The organism is Pseudoalteromonas sp. A22 (assembly GCF_018141345.1).
GTDB classification, from domain to species: Bacteria; Pseudomonadota; Gammaproteobacteria; order Enterobacterales; family Alteromonadaceae; genus Pseudoalteromonas; species Pseudoalteromonas maricaloris.
Genome location: NZ_CP047238.1, coordinates 1,363,823 through 1,381,820, shown reverse-complemented (window position 1 = coordinate 1,381,820; position 17,998 = coordinate 1,363,823). Strand labels below are relative to the sequence as shown.

Sequence of the window (17,998 nt, the reverse complement as noted above, 5' to 3'; positions counted from 1 at the left end):
TTATCCAACTTTTACTTGCTCAACATGTTTATTTATGTCGAGTACTTCTGGGTGTGCTTTTAATTTTCTCTTCAGTTCAGGAAAACTAAATTCAGTCTTATTATCGAAGAGCTGAAAAACTTTCTGTATTGCTAGATAGTCATCTGGTTCGTCTAAAGTCAAACGCCAACCAGATAAATCCTCATGATAACTATAATCAGCGACCTTCAAATTTTTCACTATATACTGTGTCAGGTGCTCTCTCTCAAAATCTTGGCTAGCACTGGCATGTGCTTGTGCTAGCGCTGCGAATGTAAATACCTCGGTGTCAAGGCCATTTGGAAATCCACAATGAGGACCCGCGCATACATAATCAAAATTGTTGCGGATATTAAAGAAATGAGAAACGACCTTAGCGGTTTCATAGGCATCAATCAAAGGGCAATCACTAGTACAGCGAACAAGTACTGTATCTGGTTTCGCGTTTACTAACTCTGCTGCTAAGTAATACCTGCTGAGCACATCGTGAGTATCCCCCTCAACAAACCTTACCCCCAAAGACTTACACAGTTCGGTAATTGGGGTTTGGGAGCCATCATTGGTTGTTGCTACAATAATTTTGTCTTTGAAAGGGGATAAGCGCTCAATCATAACCTGAAGCACTGGACGTCCACACAAAGGCAACATCACTTTTTTCGGCAAGCGAGTTGATGTCATCCGCGCCTGAATAATTATATGAAAGTCCTTATTTTTTAAGCTTTCATAAATAGAGTCACTTTGATTCATACTAATAACTAAAATACTTCAATGCTTTGTTATCGGCCAAACCAATAACTAATTTAATAACAATTCCATTTTAACCCCAGAGAGACTTTCATCATCGAGCTGATCAGGTTCCAAAGTCTTGAAACCCATTTTAATGTACGCTTTCACAGCTGGGATATTAGACTTATCAACGCCCAAAAACACTCTCTTAAGGTTGTATTTGTCTTTTGCTATTGTGATAAAAGCAAAAATTGCCTCTTTCGCAACTCCCTTGCCATGCCAATTTTTATCGCCAATCAAGATCCCCATTTCAGCCGAGGTCCCACCAGAATATTCTGAAAGAATAAACTTCACGTTGCCAATATGCTGCTCAGCTTCCTTTGTAAAAATTCCATACAAATAAGTATCTGGCGTATTATTTTGTGTATTGATATATGTCACTAAATCGTCGGTCGTTTGTTGTCGGTTTAAAATAAACTGACTGACGTCACTATTTAACCATGAAAGATAATCAGCGGTTGCGTCGGACGGAGTTAACCCTCTCATTTTGAAACGCTCGGAAACAATCATCATTTTGTGCTTTCCCGTCTAATATCAAATATCAGTCTTCAAAAAGTTGTTAATATTAATTTAACCTTTTAAAACCAGCAGTTGTCGGAGTAACCTCCTTCAGCACTTCAGGATCATGCAGAGCGACTTTTACTGCTTTAAATGCATTGTCTACTGCAGATAGATATTCATCTACGTGTTCTTCTTTATGTGCATACATTGCATAGAACATATTTGTAGCTAACACTCCTTGGTTTATCATCTGCTCTATAAAATACGCCTTCAACTGCAGTGGGTTATCATGCTCGAAAGAAAAATGACACAGGGCATCAATACCAGAAATATGAATGCTCAAACCATGTTTTTCAGCAAGAGACTGCCAACCGGCTTTAACCAGTGCACCAATTTTTTGAAGATGATCATGCACGTTATTTGCTTCATAATAACGTATAGTTGCTAGTGCTGCGGTCGGACCCACTCGCTCCGTCCACATCGTACTGGAAATGAAACTTGATTGTGCAGCATCCATCCACTTCTCTTTTCCGATTATTGCGGCCATCGCATAACCATTCGCTAATGCTTTAGAAAACACGGCAATATCAGGTTCTATACCAAGCAGTAAATGCGATCCTCCACAATTAATTCTGAAACCCATCGATATTTCATCAATTATTAATGGGATACCCAGTGTTTTGGCTATTTTTCCAACGAAACTCCAATACTCTGAATTAGGTGCAATATTACGCATTGGCTCCATAACAATAGCGCCCAGCTCAGGGCCATGTTGCTCAACAACCTCTTTTAGAGAGTCAATGTCATTATATGAAAATGGTATTGCAGTGCCAGCCAACGCTTTTGGAACCCCCGCTGGAGATAAACCCGCAATTAAATGCTCATCTAGGTTTTCTTTCGAGGACACATTTGCCGCCAAGTACCAGTCATGCCAGCCATGGTAACCACAAAATGCAATTTTATCTTTTCCCGTCGCGGCGCGAGCAATTCTTACTGCAATTGTCATTGCCTCTCCACCGCACCTTGCGAATCGGACTTGATCTGACCATGGATGCAGCTCTACTAATTTCTCTGCCAACATGACTTCTTCCGGACAGTTTAAACTAGAACTAACCCCATTATTGATTGTTTCAATTACAGCCTGATCGACGGCAGGCTCAGCATACCCTAGAATGTTTGCCCCTATGCCTGATATCGACATATCAAGATATCGTTGCTCATTGAGGTCCCAAACATAACAACCTTTCGCTTTGCTGAAGTAACTTGGCCACACACTTTGATTAAACATGTCGGGTCGCTTTGACAATAATTGTGAAAGACCAGGGATCAGTTGCTTCGCTTTTGCTTGCATTTCAGTATTTTTATTCGTCATGATTTCTCAACTAACATTTTCAACTTCACTGATGAAGCAAAGTTAGTACCAATTAGATGGTAACTAACCTTTAAATTTGGCTTGAGTCACTTTTAATCTTCAGTAAACAACTCCTTCAGGGAAATCAAGGGTAGTTTTACTGACATTTTTCACTCAAGAATCAGATTTCAGTAAAGTGTAAGGGAATTTTAAATAAACAGCTAATTTTAAAAGAAAATGGGGGGAAACGTAGAGAGTAACAAGCCATGCAAAACGTTTATTATTTCTGGTTTAAACTGGCTCCGAAGTGTCTACTCATTAACTTCGGAGCCGCGACAAAATCTTGTCACCCTTTTACATATCGACTTTTACTGACAAAGTCTATTTCTTTGGCGGTAGTATTCAGGACATTGCTTAAGAAAATCAACCCAAGCCTTTAACGCTTTTCTAAAATACGGAACCACTTCGTAATCATCACCAAAGTTATGAAGAATTGAAATTAATATTGATGACGTATAAAGAGCTTCACCTTCTAGTAACTGATACAAGCCTAAATGATCTGCAGAATTTCTAAATGAGTACAAATACCTGAGACTTTTCAGTAAAACTTCTTGCGCAGATTCCCGACAATCAAACTCTTCTTCCAAAAGCTCCACCATTGTGCCGCACAGCTGCTCAAACTCTTCTTCGCAAAGTAGCTTTTCCATAGATGCAATGTCAGCTTTAGCTGCAAAAAGGTTAGTTTTGATATGCTCCACAACTTGGTGTTTATCAACTCCCCTTTCAGGCAACAAAATGTCTTTACTCTCCAGTGGTATAGAGTGCTTAATCTTTGCACCATTACTACAGTTGTAACAGTTTACATTTTCTTTAAGAAATGATTCTAGAATCCTTTCCATTTGACAGTTGCCAACATACATAAACTCATCAGAAAGTACCGTTTCACAAAAGTTTCCAGGGATCCTGACTTGCCCCCCTATTTTGGTTGGTTCAATGACAGTCTCACCTTCTTCACTGTAATAAAAGCTTGCCTTACTATGATGATGTTCAGGGTCTATGTAGCCATTATCCACACCAAACAGATAGATGTCTTTAAATCCAAGATGACATGCATAACTCAGCGCAGTATTGCCCACTAGAGGATTTGAAAATGAAAGGCTTCGAAGCACTTTATTTTCATTCCTGTAGTGAGATAGTTGCAACATTTGTGTACCTGACTCACCAGGTTTAAGCGCCATTCCCGCCCATCCAAATAGACCAGCCACATCAGGATGCATCACATTAGTAACAAGCAAATTTAAGTCTTTGCGCATCGATTCCGGTATATGCTGCTTGAGGAAATAATAAGTTGATTTAGTTCGTTCCAGTGCAACGTGAAAATCGGGAATAATCCCATGCTTTATTAATGCTGTAGTCGCTGAGTTACACGCGAATATAATGACTTTATCTTGGATCCGTTTTAGCGGTTCAATATTGGCGTCTAATGAAGGACCGTTTGCAACCACTACGGCTGGTATATCATGCAATAGCGCTTTATCTTGCTGTTCATTGGCAGAAAACATGAAGTTGCAGTTGTTTTTAACATTCCCCAATGAGTTAGCTATCCCGATCATTGCATCATCGAAGAAGCCAAATCCCGCGAAAAACTGGTGGTAATTCTTTTTAAATTCCGCGATCCATTTATTTACTTCAACTGATGGGTAATGCTGATAAAACCAAGAGTGGCAGACACTGGCTACACTTATTTCTCTTGAGCGTGAATAAACCTTTTCGTAAATTTCATGTTCTGTGACCCCTACACCTAGATAAAGGTAAGCACCTTGAGCCTCAATTTTTTCAAGTATAGAAACCCAATCGGAAACAAACAAACTAGCAAAAAAGTAGTCTTCATTCGGTTCAAAAATATTTACGTAACCAGCTTTACAAGCATCGATAACGTCTTCAAGGTGATAGCCAAGCCCAATACCGAAAATCATCTTGTTTGGAACTGCACTACCTAACTTCTTAAATGGCGCTAAGTTCGATTTCGTCTCAACAAAGATTTCCCCTAAGTTTCGCATCAATTCAACATGAAGAAACTCGATGTCACCATTTTCAACAAATGCAACACCGGAGTGGTCTAAACGTCCAAGAATTGGATTTTCGATATTTTTCTGTGTCTGCTTTTGTATTTGTGAAACTGGGTCTTCGCTATACATCGGTACACCAGTTTTATAATCAATAATATTGGCGCTGCCGTTAGGGTTAACAAATAAATTAAACAGCGAGTTTGGCTCGTAGGTTAAGTATTTTTCGTAAATTTCTGGAAAGTGTGATTTGAAGGCTTTAAGGTTTCTTTCAAATTTTAAATTGGCAGCTTCTATAAACAACTCTTCTCTCAGCGCCTGTTCTTCCACGGCCTTTAATTTTACTTCAAGAGTTTCTAACTGGGACTTAATTGGATCCATGATATTATTTGAACTCGTTATATTTCTTGATTGAGGATTGTTTTCGCTGAATCTTCAGCAACTGCTCTCGGGTACTTCTTTTTTCTTGATTCATACGTTCAATCACTTCATTCAACATTGCGATTGACTCTTCTAAGTAGACCCTTTTTTCTTCAACATCTTCTATCAAGTCTGAACGCTTTTGAATATATAAACAAAATTTCTTTGTTTCTGTTTCAGCGAGTTCCATCTCACCTCTTTGAAGGTGTTCGAAAATCAAACACAACAATTCCCCGAGTTCGTCTCTATGCTGGCTATCCATGACTAGCGTCTTGAGAAGCATTATTCAGTGTTTTAATGCGGACATCTACAGGGATCGCATCCCAAGCTGATTTAATTTCTTTCAACAGGTTAGACACTTCATCTACGATGGCTGAATCATTTTGTACTGATGCATCCAGTAGCCTATCCATCATATAACTATACAGGGCATATAAGTTTTCTGTTACTTCACCACCAACATCAAAGTCCAAGCATTCACGTAACGCTTCAATAATTGCTGATGCTCTTGAAATATGTTCGGATTTGGCTTCAAGGTTTCTTTTATCAATAGCTACCTTTGCCAGTACCATTTTTTCAATAGCGCCTGCCATCAACATCTGGATAATTTCATAACGATCCGCACCTGCCACTCGAGTTTTAAGCGCTTCTCTCTGGTAATTCTTAACTTTTGCATTATACATGTTCAATCCTCTCTATTACTTGGATTTGGTAAAGCCTGGAAGATTAGAAAGTTGAGCCCCCAAATAAGATTGAGTTTGCTGCATTTGCGCGATAAGTACATCAAGCCCTGCATATTTTTGACGTAAGCTAGCTTCAAACGACTTTATACGCTCCTGGTGATTTATGACATCGTCCTCTAAATCGTCAAGTTGAGCATTCAAACTAGTCTCACGTTGTTTCATAAGTCCATCTGAATCGACGTAGTTTCCGAGCAATTCTTCTAATTTTTTGGCTACACCATTTTCCCCTGCAAATGCTGTACCAATATCATCGTAATTATCATCCATTGCTTCGTTTAAGCTGCGAACTAGTGATGACTTTTCTAAATAACCTTCTTTATTAACACCAAGGCCCATGTCAAACACTGACTCAAATGGTCCAGCATCAGTCAACGTAGAACCCAGAGTAGAAACCAACTGATCACTCAATGCTCTCATCGAAGCATCACCATTTAGAGGCTTTCCGACTCGTGTTTGCAGGCCAATCATTCCTACGAGATTATTGTAATTTGTAATCAACTCATCGACGAGCTTAGTGACAGACTCTCTGTCATAATCTACGTCCAATTTAGCTGTTAATTTTGTACCAGATGTGTCCTCAGGGCTAACTTCGAGTGCTCTTATCGTCATATCTTGAACAGCATCTTTAAATGTGTTTGTATCGCTGTTAACTGTAAGGCCATCTACCGTTATAATTGCATCTTGAGCTTTATCCGCATCCGCAATTACCATGCCACCGGACGGGTTTGTTGTCGCGTCATATGTCTCAATAGCATCAAGCTCAGCAGTATCACTTGTAATCACCAGGTCGTTTCCATCGCCACTGACATTTGACGTAAAAACAAGTTTGGAGCCTACATCGGGATCACCTGTGTTAATAATATTGGCAGTGATACCGAAGTTGGTATCTGATGCATTAATAGCATCTCTTAACTCAGCCAGAGTCATTCCAGCAGTTACTTCTAAATCAAATGATTTATCTGCACCTGCTGAAAAAGACAAAGTACCACCGCTTGCACTTACAACTGCGTCGGCTGAAGCAAAAGCACCGTCCGCAGAAACGGCTCGGCTTCCTTGCGCCAATTGTTCTACAGCAATCTTGAAATTACCCGTAGAAATATCTGACGTTGGTGTTACGCTGATGATTTCAGCACCATCTGGTTGACGAATATTCGCGATTCGCTTGCCAAAGTTATCGATGTCCGCTAGTTTTTCAATTGTGTCTTTAAGTTTTGAAATGGCAGATTTAACCTCACCGACAGAAGACAACTCAACTTTCAGTGATTCTTGCTTTGCAGCAAACCTTTGCATCTTGGGTACGTTTTCCGCATCCACAGAAGCTTTTATAATTGACTCTAAATCAAGCCCTGAGCCAACACCCGCAGATGTAATAAGTGGCATAATCTACCTCCAAATCTATATCAGGCGGTTCTATCAAATAACACGCCACGCTTTGTAAGTTTATCGGCAAACTCTTCCAAAGCCTTAGCTACTTCCCTAAACTCTTTTGAAGGAATTTCCCTAATTACTTCATTGCTAGACTTATCTAAAACAAGAACAACTGGAGGATCACCCTCTTCATCAAGTTGAAACTGTAAGTTCGTAGCCGTAACGGGGATAACATCGTTTAGTCTTGCTAAATTGTCTTTAACTTCTGATATTAACTGTTCATTACTGCTAGCACCTTCGCCATTATGCTCAGGTGAATCTTCAGGTTTTACTCCATCTGGAGTATTACCGCGTTCATTGTTTAATTCTTGCCTTGGTTGCTTAATCAGTTGGCTATCAACCGAATAGTTTAGCCCTTGAGAAATTTGAACATCACTCATCTAGACCTCCTGTAAAGCCTATAAAGAGTATACGCCAAGTTCGCGAACATTCCCAAACTTGACGCTTTTCTCAGAATATTACCCAAGTAACGATAGTGCTACCTGTGGACGCTGATTAGCTTGGCTCAAAATAGAGCTACTTGCTTGTTGTAAAATCTGCATCTTAGTCAGGTTGGCTGTTTCTTGAGCAAAATCGGTATCTCTAACTCGAGATTGAGCTGCTGATAAGTTTTCTTGGATATTTGACTGGTTACGAATAGTTGACTGGAATCGGTTTTGTACCGCACCAAGCTCAGCACGTTTCTTATCAACTACCGCAATCATGGTATCCATTGCAGCCAGTACTTGCTGTGCATTTTCTTGCGAAGATACACTAATTACGGTGGCAGCCATGTTGGTGAAACCAGCGGTAGCCTCTGTAACTCCAGTACCAACATTACTGATACCAGCAGCTAATGTTGACATTGTTTTTCCTGATACTGCTGACGCAATGCCGGCGATACCAGACATTGTGAAGCCACCATTTGCTGTCAAAGAGTTAGAGCCGTTTGAAGACGAACCAACGTCTTTCATACTAAAGCTTATAGTCTGAACGGCATCAGAGCCAACTTGGAAATTTGAATCATAGGTGCCATCTAGTAGATTTTGACCACCAAAAGTTGTGTCTTTAGCAACACGGTTAACTTCCGACGCCAATGAGCGAATTTCTTCTTGCAGTGCTAATCGGTCTTCGTCTGTATTCGAACCATTTGATGCTTGTTGCGCTAGCGTACGAATACGCTGAAACATTTGTGTCGTCTCATCCAAAGCACCCTCTGCGGTTTGCGCAAGAGAAATACCATCATTCGCATTTCGAATACCTTGGTTTAATCCATTAATTTGTCCTGTTAGACGGTTCGAGATCTGCATACCTGCAGCATCATCTTTTGCACTGTTTATTCTAAAGCCTGATGACAATCTTTTAAAAGAAGTATCAAGCGCACTACCTGAGTTCATCAATTGTCTTTGTGCATTCAATGAACTGACATTGGTATTAACGTAAATAGCCATAATAGCCTCCGCTTTATAATACATATTTCAATGCTGCGGGATACCCCTACCCTGCAGTATTGAAGAGGTTAGAGTACTAGATTGATAGTTCTCTAACTCTTCTATCGACTATAAAAGAGGAAGCTTTAGCTTTTTTTTAAAAAAATTTAACTCATTAGCCTTGTAGTAGACTTAAAGCTGCTTGAGGTCGTTGATTTGCTTGACCTAATATAGTTTGGCTAGCTTGTTGTAAAATCTGATTCTTCGTTAACTTTGCAGTTTCTAAAGCAAAGTCTGCGTCTTTTACTCGCGATTTCGCTGAGTTTAGATTTTCAGATACGTTCGACTGATTTCGAATGGTCGACTGAAAGCGGTTTTGAACAGCACCCAGCTCTGCACGTTTTTTATCCACCACTGCTATCATTGCATCCATCGCTGCGAGAACTTGTTGAGCATTTTCTTGCGAAGAAACACTTATCAAAGTTGCAGCCATGTTCGTAAAACCGGCAGTCGTTTCTGTTACTCCGGTGCCAATATTACTAATACCAGCAGCCAACACTGACATCCCTTTACCTGAAACCGCAGACGCAATCCCCGCTATTCCAGACATAGTGAAGCCACCATTGGTGGTCATCGAGTTGCTACCGTTTGCAGAAGAGCCAACTTCCTTCATGCTAAAACCAATTGTTTGAACGGCATCTGCACCTACTTGAAAGTTTGCAGAGTAGGTTCCATCAAGTAGATTTTGACCACCAAATGTTGTATCACTTGCGACTCGATTTACTTCAGCTGATAGCTGACGAATCTCTTCTTGGATCGCTAAACGGTCTTCATCGGTATTAGAGCCGTTTGCAGCCTGTTGTGCAAGCGTCCTAATTCGCTGGAACATAGAGGTGATTTCGTCCATTGCACCTTCAGCTGTTTGAGCAAGAGAAATACCGTCATTCGCATTACGGTTGCCTTGTTCAAGTCCCATGATCTGTGAATTTAATCGGTCGGAGATCTGTAAACCTGCAGCATCATCAGCAGCACTATTTATCCGCAAACCAGATGATAGACGCTTGAAAGAAGTATCTAGTTCATTACCTGAATTAGTCAATTGTCTTTGTGCATTAATTGCACTGACATTGGTATTTACATATAAAGCCATAACTCACTCTCTTTTTGCCAAATCAATATCTAATTGATAGATAGTTAAATGACAAAGCGGCATGCATGTTTCAGGTTTTCTTTTTACTAAGGCAACCAATTGCCACTTTGACGCCAAAATTAACTCTACTGGGTTTAAAGCAAGTTACAGGCCAAAAAGACACAAGGTTATAGACATAGCTAAAAATTTAATTTAAAACCATGATAAATATGAAATTTATAGATTTCTATTTTGAAATTTGGATATAGAGATTATCTTAGCGTCAATTTACTGTGCTTATTTGAGCGGTACTCATATACCGTGTGAGCGATGCTCACCAATAAATCTTAGACAAAATAGCCTAGGCATTGAAGTCGCTGGTTAAATAATCTGTGCATCGAACATCTAATGCCTTATCCAAACCTCATACATTGATTTAGCGGCAAACAAACAGATTTTACGCTCTATATATAGTTGGTATAAAGGAAGTTATATGAAGTAAAAGAGGGGCTGGCTAGCCCCTCTTTAGTAAGTTTGAGAGTGAGTGTCATTTTTTTAACACAAACTTGGCATGGTATGTGCTTTAATTAACGTGTTCATTGTTTTAATGAACGCTATTGGATTTTTTAGCTCCTCCGCTTTATCATCCAATTCGGTGCCTAAGCAAATACCCCATCTGGCTTAGGCACCTTTTACCATCCTAGTTAAATTATCCTAGTAGACTTAGTGCAGCTTGAGGACGTTGGTTAGCCTGGCTTAGAATTGTTTGGCTTGCCTGCTGTAGAATCTGCATTTTAGTCAAGCTAGCTGTTTCTTGAGCAAAGTCAGTATCTTTCACTCGAGATTTTGCAGCTGATAAGTTTTCCTGAATATTCGATTGGTTACGAATAGTTGATTGGAATCGGTTTTGTACCGCACCAAGCTCAGCTCGTTTCTTATCAACTACTGCAATCATTGAATCCATCGCAGCTAACACTTGTTGTGCATTTTCCTGTGACGATACACTAATGATTGTAGCTGCCATGTTGGTGAAACCAGCTGTCGCTTCTGTAACACCTGTACCAACATTACTGATACCAGCAGCAAGGGTCGACATTGTTTTGCCAGTTACCGCGGAAGCGATCCCCGCGATACCAGACATTGTGAAGCCGCCATTTGCTGTCAAAGAGTTGGAACCATTCGCAGACGAACCAACGTTTTTCATGCTGAAGCCAATTGTCTGTACTGCATCAGCACCGACTTGGAAGTTAGCCTCGTATGAGCCATCTAGTAAATTTTGTCCACCAAAAGTTGTATCTTTTGCTACACGGTTAACTTCTGATGCTAAAGAACGGATTTCTTCTTGAATCGCCAACCTGTCTTCATCAGTATTCGAACCGTTTGAAGCTTGTTGAGCTAGGGTACGCATACGTTGGAACATTGAAGTTACTTCGTCCATTGCCCCTTCTGCAGTTTGAGCAAGAGAGATACCGTCGTTCGCGTTACGGTTACCTTGGTTAAGACCATTGATTTGTGAAGTCAAACGGTCAGAAATTTGTAGGCCTGCAGCATCATCAGCAGCGCTGTTGATACGAAAGCCTGAAGATAGACGCTTAAATGATGTATCTAGTGCGTTACCAGATTGCATTAATTGTCTTTGTGCGTTCAATGAACTTACGTTAGTATTTACATAAAGTGCCATGATGGTTCTCCCACTTTAAATCGAGTCTTTCACTCTCAAACTTAGAAACTTTCCAACCTTTGAATGTTTTTCACTCTCCGGCTTGGTTATTTAAGTTATCGGTCGGCAAAAATTTTCCTTTAGTGTTTTTTTTAAAAAAAACATAAGAAATTGATTAATAGATACTTTTTGTTTGATGTGGAACAATACGCAGGAAGTTATGGCTATGAGCTTATACTGAAGAAATGTATTGAAAGTACTATTACTTTCAATACATTAAATTAGATAGTAGTGTTTTAGGCTGTTTTGAAGAAGGTAACCTTTAAAGGCTACCTTTTTAACGAATGTAGTCTAATAAAGAAAGGTTAGTTAGGCGGCCAAATGTTGCCTGAGAGGCCTGTAATGCAGTTTCATGCTTGGTGAGCTCTGAAATCGCTGAATAAAAATCGACTTCAATTAAAGCCGCTTTATTTGCTTTATTATCAACGTCCAAGTCTGAATTTGCATCAGATACAAGCTTTGCAGCATTTAACCTGCCACCAAGCCCCGCTTGTCCTTGCGATATTTTAATCTTGGCATTATCTAGGCCAGTAATGCCATCAGCCAGTACCTGTTTGTAATCATCACCCGTAATGCTGGTGTCTCTCAATGACGTAATCATAGATTCTAATGTATTTAGAATGTTTTCCTTCTGAGGCTTTTCCAAATCAAAGCTTATTTGGCCTGGCGCAGCACCAGCGAAGTCAAACTCCATGCCAGCGACTTTAATAGTTCCGCCTTCTGCAGTACCGGTTGAAATAACCGTTCCCCCCTGCTCAAGCTGGTAAGTATTTGGCGTACCCGCTGTCACCACTAAGTCAAAGGTGTTTGCACCTGCAGGCGCACTTGGATCCGCGTTGTAATTCGCTTTATGAAACTTATCAAACACAGCTTGCTCATCTACATAAACCGATGCAGAGGTGATACCACCAGAAACCACACCTGTATTTGAAGTAATATTCAGTCGCTTCTCTGCACTTTCAAATACATCAAAACCGTTATCACTGGAACGTATCTCGACCCCTTCAGAGACTTTTATTTTATGCTGTCCTTGGTCACCGTTATATACGTACTTTCCAGTGGCAGAATCAAAGCTGTAGGTTTGCGTATTATCTTGGTAGCCGGAAAATATAAACTTACCATCCTCACTTTTTGAGTTCATCAAATCCAAAATAGTATCTTGGATTGACTCTAACTCATCAGCAATCGCTTCACGGTCAACGTCAGATAACCCACCGTTACCTGCCTGTATCGACTTCGCGTAAGCGCTATCAATGGCCGTTTTAATATTTTCTAGTACTGACTCTTGAGTATCTAATCTCGAAGACAACATTGTCAGGTTCTTAGTAAACTGATCGTTTGCTTGGATCCTGTCATCAAAAAGCATGGCTCTTGCAGTCGCTGAAGCATCATCAGAAGCACTCAATACCCGCTTTTGCGTGTTCAGCTGCTGTGTTGCTTTATTCACGTCTTGCTGATTACGCAAAATAGAATTGAGATTAGAATTAAAAATTTGATTTTGAGATAAACGCATAATTACCTCGCTGCACTTAATAAGGTATCGAACACAGTTCTTGCTGCTGAAATGACTTGCGCTGAAGCCGAGTAAGACTGTTGAAAACGTAACAAGTTGGCCGCCTCTTCATCTAGGTTTACGCCCGATAGAGATTCAAACCATGCGCTTGACTGATTGGCTAACGCTTCAAATGCCGCGCCATTGGTTTTTGCTTGATTGGTGATAACCCCTACACCAGTGACAATATCGGCATATGCTTCATTAAAGGTTTTATGGCTTTCTGTACTACCTGTAGACTCTACATTTTGTCTAACTAAATCCGATGATTTCAGACCATCGAGCGCTGCACCATTACGGTTGTCATCAAAGCCACCAGTGTTAAAACTAATCTCAAAACTATCACCGGTATTCGGCGTACCCTCAATATCGAAAGTGAAGCCAAGATTATCAAAAGGTGCAGGCGCAGCTCCCACTCCAGAAAGAATATCTTTGCCATCCGCAGGAGCCGTAAAGGTATGCGTTGTACCTGAATTACTGGTTAACGTATATTCGTTAGCGTTGGCTGTTTTTGTCAAAGTATAAGGACCATCATTCAACGTTGGCGGCGTTCCCGCAGTAAACGCACTGGTCGCAGGATCGGTATCAGTGACGACTCCAGCTGAAATGGTCGCCGTACCATTATTGTCTGCTGATTTTTCAGTACGAATTGGCGACGCTAATGCGAGTGCTTCTGGTCTTTGAGTTGCAAGCTCCAATCCAGTTGCAGCCTGTTGATTTAATTTCACAAGAAATCTATCTCCTGTTGCACCACTGCCTGTTACGTTCATTTGTAAGCCAAAATAATCGCCCGTTCCCGTGATGACTCCACCTGCAATATTACCAGTCGTCGGAGTTCCGATAGGATTGCCTTTGGCATCTACAGCTGTTATTTCAACGGTTGTTGCGCTGGTATAAGTAACTTGGAAATCGGTAGCTGGCAACTCATTGCCGCGCCCTGGCTCAAGGGTTGCCGTAAGCGCTGCGGTGCCTGTATTCTCGCTGTAAGCAAAGCCACCCACGGTAGGTATTTTAAATATATCTCCACCTATGTTGCCATCTAAGTCCATTCCCAATCTATTTTGCTGATTAAAAGCATCGGCTAATGCGAGGCCAATTTGACCTAGTTGGTTTTGTGCCGGGATCAACACTTCATCTCTAAATGCCAGTAACCCGCCGATTTTGCCTTTCAAGCTGCCACTATCTAACTCGAGCTGCACAACATTTTTATCTTTAATGTCTAGGATTAGTTCTTTATGGTTAGGATCTGGGTTGCCTTTCATCGCGAATAAATTGAAGGCTCCACCTTGCATCACAAGTGCATCCCCAGTGCCTAAAAATACGAGCTTCTCGCCATTTTCACCATCGAGTGTTTCTATATCTACAAGTTCAGCGAGCTCCTTGATAGCTTGATCTCGCTCGTTAAGTACACTGTGATCGACATTGTTCAGATTGAGTGCTGATTTACTCGCTACTTGTTTATTTAATTCGCTGATTTTTTGCACAAGATTGTTGGCTTCTTCTGAGAAAATATCCAATTGCTCGTTCACAATACTGTTTTGATCAACAACAATACCTGACAGTCTATCCATTTGATCAACAAGGCCTTGAGCGCCCGTCATAAATAAAGAGCGGTTAGTTGTCGATGAAGGTAAGTTAATCGCGCTTTGTAAATTGTTAAACATCGAGTTGATACTCTTGCTCAGACTGTTTGAGTCTTGTGCAAACAACGTATCAACGCGGCTTGCCTCAGTGACAAACTGCTCATAGTAAGACTGATTAGAAATATCACGATTTAATTGCTGCTGCGCAAATTGGTTGAGCAAACGCACGGTTTCACCGCGGCCAACCATGCCACCTATCATTGTTCCGTGTTCAGTCCGTTCACGGATATACCCTTTGGTATTTAGGTTAGCGATGTTTTTACTGGTGGTTTGTAGTAACTCAGAGTTAGCCCTAACCCCTGCTGCACCAATATTTAATAGATCAAATGACATCTCATCTGACTCCCTTTGTTAGCGCACCGGATAAGAAATCGGATACATCAATACGCTTTAAAACTGACTTAATTTTGTTGGCATAATTCGGATCGGTCGCGTAGCCTGCATTTTGAAGCTCACTTAAATAAGCATGACTATCACCAGCCTTGTTTAAGGCTTGCTCGTATCTCGGATTACCTTTTAGAAAACTGACATAATCATCAAAGCTTTGTTCTAGCGACTTATAAGCACGGAAATCGGCTTGCTTTTGCACAGGTAACCCTTGCTCAAATTCAAGTGTCGATTTTCTGGCACTTTCACCACTCCAGCGGCTATCCGCTTTGATATTGAATAGATTAAAACTGCTACTACCATCTTTTTTGCTGATGATGTGCTTACCCCAACCGGTTTCCAGTGCAGCTTGTGCAACCATTACCGCAGGGTTCAAGCCTAGCTTTTTCGCAGCTGTTTGAGCGTATTCCCAAATTTTGTCGACGAATTCCTCAGGAGAACCAAAGCCTGTTTGTTCACCGCTTGAGGTATCTGCCTTAACATTGACAGCCTGCGGTTCAGGTTTACGTACACTCTCACTCGCTGTCGCCTGTCTTTTAAAGGAAATATCGCCGTCAGATCTCATTACTGAGGCAGGCTTATACTTTTCAGAATTAGGAGACAACTGCTGCACAATCAGATCTGCAAGTCCTAAGCTGCCCTGCTCAGATAAATGCATCGAAAGTTGCTGATCATGCATTTCTTCAAAAAATTTGACACCACTAGAGTTAAATGGACTGTCTTTATCCTCTAGCGCCTCATTCGCTTTACGCATGCTTTGTAACAACATTTGCGTAAAGATAGACTCAAACTGTTGTGCCGCCTTTTTCAATGCCTGATCTGAGGCACCTTGATCGCCAGCACCTTTCAGCGCCTCTTTACGGATCGAATCAAGGTTTCCTAGGTCAAAAAAGCTTTGATTTTTCAATTGGTCGGTGTTCATACACTCAGCACTGTTTGACGTTAATAACTATACAAATAGAAATGCAAAATCCGAGCCAAAAAAAAGCCTCACAATTGTGAGGCTAACTAGTTGATTAATAATAGAACATCAAATGACGACTAATTGACCATTTATTGCGCCCGCTTCTTTTAGCGCTTCAAGGATCGCCATTAAATCACCAGGCGCTGCGCCAACTTGGTTAATTGCCCTAACCAAATCATCAAGGCTCACGCCTGGGTCAAACACAAACGCTCGAGAGTCGTCCTGATTTACGTCGATAATACTTTGCTGCGTCACTGTTGTTTCGCCATTCGCCAGCGCATTAGGTTGAGACACATTTTGTTGCTCAGCAATCGTTACGGTAAGGCCGCCATGAGTAATTGCCGCAGGCTGCAACTTGACATTTTTGCCGATAACGATAGTACCTGTGCGCGAGTTAACGATGATCTTCGCAGCGGTATCCGCTGGTTTGAATTCAAGATTCTCTAGCGTAGATAAATACGCAACGCGCTGAGACGGATCTCTTGGTGCAATCACTCGAACTGAAGCTGCATCCATAGGTTTAGCACTGTTTGGTCCAACAAGACCATTGATAGTGTCGGCCAAGCGCTTTGCGGTAGTAAAATCTGGTCTATTCAAGTTAAAGGTAATGTAATCCCCCTGAGTAAACGGACTTGGTACTGCTCGCTCCACTGTCGCGCCATTTGCCACACGCCCTACTGTCGGGGTGTTGATCACAACTCGACTCCCGTCGGCACCATCAGCGCCTAAACCACCGACAATCAAGCTACCTTGCGCAATTGCATATACGTTACCATCAACCCCTTTAAGAAAGGTCTGAAGCAACGTGCCGCCTCTCAAACTACCAGCACTACCAATAGATGACACAGTAACGTCAATGGTTTGACCGGGTTTAACAAAAGGTGGTAAGTCAGCATGAACCGCAACAGCCGCAACATTTTTAATTTTTGGCTTTAAGCTTGCGGGCATCGTTATGCCAAAGCTGTTCAACATCGCTTTAAAGCTTTGCTCGGTAAATCTGGTTTGCTCACCAGTACCAGGCAAGCCAACAACTAGGCCGTAGCCAACCAGTTGGTTTGAACGAACACCTTCAACCATACTGACATCTTTAACTCGCTCAGCAGATGCCAAAGAAGAAAAACCAACCAACGTAATGGCCGCACCGATAAGCAAAATATTCTTAAGCATATTGTTCATTTTCAGCACCTTAAAACGGCATCAGCGCGCTCATAAAGAAACTCGTTAACCAACCTGCGCTTTGCACTTCTTGTTGGTCGCCTTTACCTGAATATTGAATTCTGGCATTTGCCACTCGATTGGACTCAACGGTGTTATCTGCGGTCACATCCTGAGGTCTTACCAATCCTTCTAAGCGAATAAATTCCTCGCCAGTATTGAGCGTTAACCACTTTTCGCCGCGGATCACTAAATTACCGTTAGGCAATACTCGGGTGACATTGACCGATATATTCCCGAATAAGCTATTTGACTGATTAGATTTCGAATCACCAGAAAAAGAAGAGCTGGATTTAGCACCAAACTGTATCGCTTCCTTCCCAATATTGATGGCATTGCCGCCAAGACCAATCACAGGGTCTAAGCTTGAATCACTGGATTTATCCAGCTCAGAATTCGCAGCTTTGGTCGCCTGGGTCGTTTCTCTGAGTACGATGGTAATAATATCACCGACTCTTAACGCTTTTTTGTCAGCATAAAGATCATTGGAAAACTGCGTATTAAACAATGACCCTGTTGCTACCATTTGGGCTTGATTATCCTCGGGGTAGATAGGTGCATAATACGGATCGTCACGCACCACATTTTTATTTTGTGTTGTACTACATCCAGATAATGCAGCGACCGTTACGATGGCTAAATATAATGCACGCATAATACCCCCTA

The 17,998-nt window shown here is 41.3% G+C and carries 16 protein-coding genes; all 16 read right to left on the bottom strand.

Translation table 11 applies throughout. From position 1 onward, the window contains the following. The 16 genes from GSF04_RS11005 to flgH all read right to left on the bottom strand — a co-directional run bounded on the left by GSF04_RS11005 (position 1) and on the right by flgH (position 17,987). Positions 1-765 (bottom strand): glycosyltransferase family protein, encoded by a 765-nt coding sequence (locus GSF04_RS11005; protein ID WP_082083462.1) that lies wholly within the window; start codon positions 763-765, stop codon positions 1-3. Positions 766-813: 48 nt separating this feature from the next. Further along, positions 814-1,317 carry a GNAT family N-acetyltransferase gene (locus GSF04_RS11000; RefSeq protein WP_211859538.1) on the bottom strand — a complete coding sequence of 168 codons (504 nt, stop codon included), beginning with the start codon at positions 1,315-1,317 and terminating at the stop codon, positions 814-816. Between the two features lie 52 nt (positions 1,318-1,369). Then, the gene (locus GSF04_RS10995; protein ID WP_211859537.1) at positions 1,370-2,677 is read right to left on the bottom strand and encodes an aminotransferase class III-fold pyridoxal phosphate-dependent enzyme; all 1,308 of its coding nucleotides are present in this window, start codon (positions 2,675-2,677) and stop codon (positions 1,370-1,372) included. Positions 2,678-3,024: 347 nt separating this feature from the next. Next, positions 3,025-5,103, bottom strand: a complete 2,079-nt coding sequence (locus GSF04_RS10990; protein WP_045989525.1) for a 6-hydroxymethylpterin diphosphokinase MptE-like protein — start codon at positions 5,101-5,103, stop codon at positions 3,025-3,027. Between the two features lie 4 nt (positions 5,104-5,107). Beyond that, a complete protein-coding gene (locus GSF04_RS10985) occupies positions 5,108-5,404 on the bottom strand; it encodes a hypothetical protein (RefSeq protein ID WP_130126599.1) in 297 nt (98 codons plus the stop codon). Continuing rightward, the gene (fliS, locus tag GSF04_RS10980) at positions 5,397-5,825 is read right to left on the bottom strand and encodes a flagellar export chaperone FliS (protein ID WP_039492563.1); all 429 of its coding nucleotides are present in this window, start codon (positions 5,823-5,825) and stop codon (positions 5,397-5,399) included. The genes GSF04_RS10985 and fliS overlap by 8 nt, the downstream gene beginning before the upstream one ends. Before the next feature lie 15 nt (positions 5,826-5,840). After that, positions 5,841-7,265 (bottom strand): flagellar filament capping protein FliD, encoded by a 1,425-nt coding sequence (gene fliD, locus GSF04_RS10975; protein WP_211859536.1) that lies wholly within the window; start codon positions 7,263-7,265, stop codon positions 5,841-5,843. A 20-nt stretch (positions 7,266-7,285) separates the two neighbouring features. Continuing rightward, positions 7,286-7,693, bottom strand: a complete 408-nt coding sequence (locus tag GSF04_RS10970) for a flagellar protein FlaG (RefSeq protein ID WP_211859535.1) — start codon at positions 7,691-7,693, stop codon at positions 7,286-7,288. Between the two features lie 78 nt (positions 7,694-7,771). Further along, a complete protein-coding gene (locus GSF04_RS10965; RefSeq protein WP_039492670.1) occupies positions 7,772-8,743 on the bottom strand; it encodes a flagellin in 972 nt (323 codons plus the stop codon). Positions 8,744-8,897: 154 nt separating this feature from the next. Continuing rightward, on the bottom strand, positions 8,898-9,872 hold the full coding sequence (locus GSF04_RS10960) for a flagellin (RefSeq protein WP_039492569.1): 975 nt from the start codon (positions 9,870-9,872) through the stop codon (positions 8,898-8,900). Positions 9,873-10,560: 688 nt separating this feature from the next. Continuing rightward, positions 10,561-11,532: a flagellin gene (locus tag GSF04_RS10955; protein WP_039492570.1), complete on the bottom strand. Its 972-nt coding sequence runs from the start codon at positions 11,530-11,532 to the stop codon at positions 10,561-10,563. A gap of 316 nt (positions 11,533-11,848) precedes the next feature. Next, positions 11,849-13,084 carry a flagellar hook-associated protein FlgL gene (gene flgL, locus GSF04_RS10950; protein WP_211859534.1) on the bottom strand — a complete coding sequence of 412 codons (1,236 nt, stop codon included), beginning with the start codon at positions 13,082-13,084 and terminating at the stop codon, positions 11,849-11,851. Between the two features lie 2 nt (positions 13,085-13,086). Further along, positions 13,087-15,099, bottom strand: coding sequence for a flagellar hook-associated protein FlgK (gene flgK / locus GSF04_RS10945; protein ID WP_099030237.1), 2,013 nt, complete (start codon positions 15,097-15,099; stop codon positions 13,087-13,089). A 1-nt stretch (position 15,100) separates the two neighbouring features. Further along, complete coding sequence (flgJ, locus tag GSF04_RS10940; protein WP_211859533.1) at positions 15,101-16,075, bottom strand: flagellar assembly peptidoglycan hydrolase FlgJ; 975 nt, start codon at positions 16,073-16,075, stop codon at positions 15,101-15,103. A 108-nt stretch (positions 16,076-16,183) separates the two neighbouring features. After that, the gene (locus tag GSF04_RS10935) at positions 16,184-17,194 is read right to left on the bottom strand and encodes a flagellar basal body P-ring protein FlgI (RefSeq protein ID WP_253105307.1); all 1,011 of its coding nucleotides are present in this window, start codon (positions 17,192-17,194) and stop codon (positions 16,184-16,186) included. A 109-nt stretch (positions 17,195-17,303) separates the two neighbouring features. Continuing rightward, the gene (gene flgH / locus GSF04_RS10930) at positions 17,304-17,987 is read right to left on the bottom strand and encodes a flagellar basal body L-ring protein FlgH (protein WP_010606306.1); all 684 of its coding nucleotides are present in this window, start codon (positions 17,985-17,987) and stop codon (positions 17,304-17,306) included. Positions 17,988-17,998: the final 11 nt, after the last annotated feature.

Bases quoted from the DNA above. Each gene is read 5' to 3' on its own strand.
- GSF04_RS11005 (WP_082083462.1), bottom strand. From the start codon at position 765: ATGAATCAAAGTGACTCTATTTATGAAAGCTTAAAAAATAAGGACTTT.
- GSF04_RS11000 (WP_211859538.1), bottom strand. From the start codon at position 1,317: ATGATGATTGTTTCCGAGCGTTTCAAAATGAGAGGGTTAACTCCGTCC.
- GSF04_RS10995 (WP_211859537.1), bottom strand. From the start codon at position 2,677: ATGACGAATAAAAATACTGAAATGCAAGCAAAAGCGAAGCAACTGATC.
- GSF04_RS10990 (WP_045989525.1), bottom strand. From the start codon at position 5,103: ATGGATCCAATTAAGTCCCAGTTAGAAACTCTTGAAGTAAAATTAAAG.
- GSF04_RS10985 (WP_130126599.1), bottom strand. From the start codon at position 5,404: ATGGATAGCCAGCATAGAGACGAACTCGGGGAATTGTTGTGTTTGATT.
- fliS (WP_039492563.1), bottom strand. From the start codon at position 5,825: ATGTATAATGCAAAAGTTAAGAATTACCAGAGAGAAGCGCTTAAAACT.
- fliD (WP_211859536.1), bottom strand. From the start codon at position 7,265: ATGCCACTTATTACATCTGCGGGTGTTGGCTCAGGGCTTGATTTAGAG.
- GSF04_RS10970 (WP_211859535.1), bottom strand. From the start codon at position 7,693: ATGAGTGATGTTCAAATTTCTCAAGGGCTAAACTATTCGGTTGATAGC.
- GSF04_RS10965 (WP_039492670.1), bottom strand. From the start codon at position 8,743: ATGGCTATTTACGTTAATACCAATGTCAGTTCATTGAATGCACAAAGA.
- GSF04_RS10960 (WP_039492569.1), bottom strand. From the start codon at position 9,872: ATGGCTTTATATGTAAATACCAATGTCAGTGCAATTAATGCACAAAGA.
- GSF04_RS10955 (WP_039492570.1), bottom strand. From the start codon at position 11,532: ATGGCACTTTATGTAAATACTAACGTAAGTTCATTGAACGCACAAAGA.
- flgL (WP_211859534.1), bottom strand. From the start codon at position 13,084: ATGCGTTTATCTCAAAATCAAATTTTTAATTCTAATCTCAATTCTATT.
- flgK (WP_099030237.1), bottom strand. From the start codon at position 15,099: ATGTCATTTGATCTATTAAATATTGGTGCAGCAGGGGTTAGGGCTAAC.
- flgJ (WP_211859533.1), bottom strand. From the start codon at position 16,075: ATGAACACCGACCAATTGAAAAATCAAAGCTTTTTTGACCTAGGAAAC.
- GSF04_RS10935 (WP_253105307.1), bottom strand. From the start codon at position 17,194: ATGGTTGAAGGTGTTCGTTCAAACCAACTGGTTGGCTACGGCCTAGTT.
- flgH (WP_010606306.1), bottom strand. From the start codon at position 17,987: ATGCGTGCATTATATTTAGCCATCGTAACGGTCGCTGCATTATCTGGA.